This window comes from Photorhabdus australis DSM 17609, from assembly GCF_000711895.1.
GTDB lineage: Bacteria > Pseudomonadota > Gammaproteobacteria > Enterobacterales > Enterobacteriaceae > Photorhabdus > Photorhabdus australis.
This window is the reverse complement of sequence record NZ_JONO01000129.1, coordinates 1-1,577: the sequence shown is the minus strand read 5'-3', so window position 1 is coordinate 1,577 and position 1,577 is coordinate 1. Positions and strand designations below refer to the sequence as shown.

1 protein-coding gene is annotated in these 1,577 nt (G+C 45.7%); it reads left to right on the top strand.

Annotated features, from left to right (window positions below; all coding sequences use genetic code 11):
- The coding region (locus tag BO26_RS18440) for an esterase/lipase family protein (protein WP_036774074.1) at positions 1 to 1,557 on the top strand (1,557 nt) is incomplete at its 5' end.
- Positions 1,558 to 1,577: the final 20 nt, after the last annotated feature.

Below are 1,577 nucleotides of genomic sequence, written 5' to 3'. Positions count from 1 at the left end.
AGGCTGTATTACCCGTTAGTTAACGCGCCCAGTGAAAAAAATCTGAAAGCCATCTGTTATAAGGTGCCAAACCGGGTGATCCCGGTGATTTTTCTGCCGGGGGTGATGGGGAGTAATTTGCAGGATCAAAATGGAACGTCAGTTTGGTGTTTAAACAGCAAAGTAGGTGCTTTGATGGATTGGGCTTTCAAAGGCGCAAAAGAGCGAAAAGAGTTACTTGATCCTGCAAACACTGTTGTCGATTCACGGGGCAGGGTGGATGACAATGATAAAGAATGCCCCAAGTTTTCTTCGCGGAAAGAGCGGGGCTGGGGGGAGGTAGCCTATATGAGTTATGGCAAGTTTTTGCCCTGGCTGCAGGCAGCGCTGGATGATCAGGATGATTTATTGAAAAACCGGCTGGAAAATAATGGTGAAAAGACATTGCGTCAGCAACTGGAGTTTATGGATTTACAGGCTGAAACAGGGGAAGCCAGACTGACACGGGATGAAATTAAGCTGAGTTATCAGTATCAGTTTCCGGTTCATGTGATGGGGTATAACTGGCTTCAGTCTAATGTAGAGTCAGCAAAGCAATTGGTGGGCTATATTCATCAGGTAGTTACGGGCTATAAACGGCGGGGTCAGCCTTGTGAAAAGGTGATACTGGTCACGCATTCAATGGGGGGGCTGGTAGCGCGTTACTATTCAGAAATATTGGGGGGGTGTAATAAGATTCTGGGGATTGTGCATGGTGTGATGCCGACATTTGGTGCGCCGACGGCCTATAAGCGTATGAAAACGGGCGAAATGAGCTTAGCTGGATTAGTGATAGGTAAAGATGGTGCACAGTTTACTGCCGTGATGGCGCAGTCACCGGGACCACTCCAGTTATTACCCGGTCTGAGATATGGCAAATGGTGGTTAAAGATTGATGATGGAAATACACGTCATAGCTTACCGGAGCGTGACCCTTATAAAGAAATCTATTTGCAGCGCGATAAGTGGTGGGGATTATGCGAAGAACGTTTCATTAACCCGGAAAATAAGACAAAAAACCGGGCGGTAATGCAGGCAGATTGGGATAAGTATCATGATTTATTGTTGACGCAAGTTCGTCCTTTTATCGAAAAGTTAACTGATTGTTATCACAGCAATACCTATGCTTTTTATGGTAACAGCCCGAAACACCGCTCTTATGGCACCGTTCGCTGGGTAGCACGTAAAGATTATTTTAATCGGTCAAGTAATCCTGAACGGGCATTTAATAGCCCGATATTTGACCCGGTTGGTGCGGAATTATCAGAGATGCGCAGTGTCAGATATCCAATATACCCTGACAATGACTATTCTCTAATACAGACTTTTGCTATAGCGGATCCACAGGAACCGGGTGATGGTACTGTACCCGTTCAGGGAGGGAAGTTTACCGCTATCGGCCTGCGTTCAATATTGGGGGCGGAGGTTGAGCATGAAGATGCCTATGATAACGACAAAACGCGTTTTTTTACCCTGCGAGCGATTGTCAAGATAGCGCAATCTATTAAACAAACTTCTCTGGCCTACCCTGATGAATAGAAAAAAAGTACTTGTTATTG